Raw genomic sequence first — 2,646 nt, 5'->3', positions numbered from 1 at the left:
CAGCCGTGCATCAACAGCACCGCAGGGCCCTGGCCCCACTTCAGCGCCGACAGGCCGAAACGCAAAGTGATGCGCTCGGACTGCGCCAGCAGCGGCAGCTCCCAGTCACGGGGCGGCAAATCGCGAGGCGTCATGAACACCCGACGCATCTTGCTAGCCACCGTTTGCGGCGCCAGCCGGCCCAAGGTGCCATTGACGCCACGAATCCATTTCAACGTGCCCATCGCTCATCCCTCAGGCCAGAAGCCGTTCTTAACGCACTGCGGACTTGGCCGCACGCAACACACGATCCGATAACTCACCCGGGCCCAGGGCGCGGGCCAGCGACAAGCCACCGATCATCAGTGCCATGTCGGCCAAGGCCTTGTCGGTGTCTTCCGGGCTGGCGGCCAGCTGTGCTGCCATCAGTTCGCAGTGTTCGTTCAAGGCCTGGCGAAATTCGTCCGGCAGGCGGCTCATCTCGCCCACGGTGGACGGGATCGGGCACGCCTGGCTGGTGGAGTCACGGTGTTTACGCGACAGGTAGAACGCTGCGACCAGCGCGCGACGCTCTTCACCGGTCAGCGAGGAGTCCATGTCATCGACGGCGGCGCGACGCCGGGCCAGCAACTCGGTGAAGGCCTCCAGCATCAGTGCGTCCTTGCTTTCAAAGTGCGCGTAGAAACCGCCGACGGTAAGCCCTGCCGCGCCCATGACTTCGCCCACACTCGGCTCGGCCGGGCCGCGTTGTACCAGGGCGGCGCCGGCCGCTTGCAGAATGCGTTCGCGGGTTTGCGCTTTTTTATCGTTCATCGTTGCCTCCGAATCTCATGCCTCGAATATTATTACCATAATAATATTTCGCAAGCCACAGGCATGACCATTGGTCAGAAGAACACTCAGGGAAAAAGGAAAGAGGATTGGCTAAACGCCAGACAAACAAAAGGGCCATTCAATAATTGAATGACCCTTAAAAATCCCGCAGAGCGGGTAATCGTGGCGTCCCCTAGGGGACACAAACCTTCTGTACAACTGATCAGCGCTGAGAACTGATCGAATTCAAGGACGGTGTGGCCAGACCTTGAACCTGTAAATTGGTGGAGCTAAACGGGATCGAACCGTTGACCTCTTGCATGCCATGCAAGCGCTCTCCCAGCTGAGCTATAGCCCCGGATTTTTCGCCTCGCGGCGCAGCAGACCTTTCGAACTGCTTGTTGAAACTGGCGTCCCCTAGGGGACTCGAACCCCTGTTACCGCCGTGAAAGGGCGGTGTCCTAGGCCACTAGACGAAGGGGACACAAACCTTCTATACAACGTGATCAGGCTGAGTCTGATCGAATTCAAGGACGGTGTGGCCAGACCTTGAACCTGTAAATTGGTGGAGCTAAACGGGATCGAACCGTTGACCTCTTGCATGCCATGCAAGCGCTCTCCCAGCTGAGCTATAGCCCCTCGTCGGTGAGGACGGGGCGAATCTTAATGGCGTATTCGAAACGTGTCAAATTTATTTTCAACAATTTTCAAAATTTTTTGCCGAGATAACAATCACTTACCGAGCAAACCCCGGAAAACCGGGGTTTGGCCGTTACAACGGCGTGCTTAAGCGATAGCGCCCAGCAGCTTTTCCCATTCCTTGTTTTCTTTCTTCGACACACCACCAAGCAAATCAAGGGCTTGGCGCAGACGGAAGCGAGTCAGGTCCGGGCCCAGAATTTCCATCGCATCGAGCACCGACACCGAACTCGCCTGCCCGGTGATCGCGGCAAACATCAGCGGCATGGCATCGCGCAATTTCAGTTCCAGGGATTCAACCACCGCCTGGATAGTCGCGGTAATCGCATCCTTCTCCCACTGGCGCAGGCTTTCGAGCTTCCACAGGATCAACTGCATCAACTGGCGAACCTGGTCACCCGAGAGTTTCTTCGACTCAAACAGCTTCACGTCCGGGTTCACGCCACCGGCAAAGAAGAAACTCGCCAACGGTGCGACCTGGCTGAAGGTCTCCACCCTGCCCTGCACCAGCGGCGCGATCTTCATCATGTACTCGGGGTTCAACGCCCATTGCTGCACGCGGCTGGCGAACTCTTCCACCGGCAGGTCACGCAGCCACTGGCCGTTGAGCCACGACAGTTTCTCGATGTCGAAGATCGGCCCACCCAGGGACACACGGGACAGGTCGAAGTTATCGACCATTTCCTGCAACGAGAACTTCTCGCGCTCGTCCGGCATCGACCAGCCCATGCGGCCCAGGTAGTTGAGCATCGCTTCGGGCATGAAGCCCATGCGCTCGTAGAAAGTCACCGAGGTCGGGTTCTTGCGCTTGGACAGCTTGCTCTTGTCCGGGTTACGCAGCAGCGGCATGTAGCACAGCTGCGGTTGTTCCCAGCCGAAGTACTCGTACAACAGGATCAGTTTCGGCGCCGATGGCAGCCACTCTTCGCCACGCAGTACGTGGGTGATGCCCATCAGGTGGTCGTCCACCACGTTGGCCAGGAAGTACGTCGGCAGGCCGTCGGTCTTCATCAGCACTTGCATGTCCATGCGGTCCCACGGGATCTCGACGTCACCGCGCAGCATGTCCGGCACCACGCACACGCCTTCGCTCGGCACCTTCATGCGGATAACGTGCGGCTCGCCGGCAGCCAGGCGCCGGGCCACTTCTTCCTT

Annotated in this window: 2 protein-coding genes, 3 tRNA genes and 1 pseudogene; all 6 read right to left on the bottom strand. The window is 58.8% G+C overall.

Going from position 1 to position 2,646, the window contains the following annotated elements; translation table 11 throughout:
* Positions 1-224: pseudogene (locus HX846_RS14870) on the bottom strand (alpha/beta hydrolase); the annotation flags it as partial.
* Positions 225-252: 28 nt separating this feature from the next.
* Positions 253-792, bottom strand: a complete 540-nt coding sequence (locus HX846_RS14865) for a TetR/AcrR family transcriptional regulator (protein ID WP_003214462.1) — start codon at positions 790-792, stop codon at positions 253-255.
* Between the two features lie 282 nt (positions 793-1,074).
* A tRNA-Ala gene (locus tag HX846_RS14860) sits at positions 1,075-1,150 on the bottom strand.
* A gap of 50 nt (positions 1,151-1,200) precedes the next feature.
* Positions 1,201-1,276, bottom strand: a tRNA-Glu gene (locus HX846_RS14855).
* A gap of 79 nt (positions 1,277-1,355) precedes the next feature.
* Positions 1,356-1,431, bottom strand: a tRNA-Ala gene (locus HX846_RS14850).
* A gap of 147 nt (positions 1,432-1,578) precedes the next feature.
* On the bottom strand, positions 1,579-2,646 hold a 1,068-nt coding region (locus HX846_RS14845), incomplete at its 5' end, for a glutamate--tRNA ligase (RefSeq protein ID WP_178965630.1).

The sequence above is a fragment of the Pseudomonas sp. K5002 genome, assembly GCF_013386655.1.
In the GTDB taxonomy this organism is placed as follows: Bacteria; Pseudomonadota; Gammaproteobacteria; order Pseudomonadales; family Pseudomonadaceae; genus Aquipseudomonas.
This window is presented reverse-complemented; position numbering and strand designations above follow the sequence as displayed.

Coding starts and splice junctions, on each gene's coding strand:
- HX846_RS14865 (WP_003214462.1), bottom strand. CDS start 792: ATGAACGATAAAAAAGCGCAAACCCGCGAACGCATTCTGCAAGCGGCC.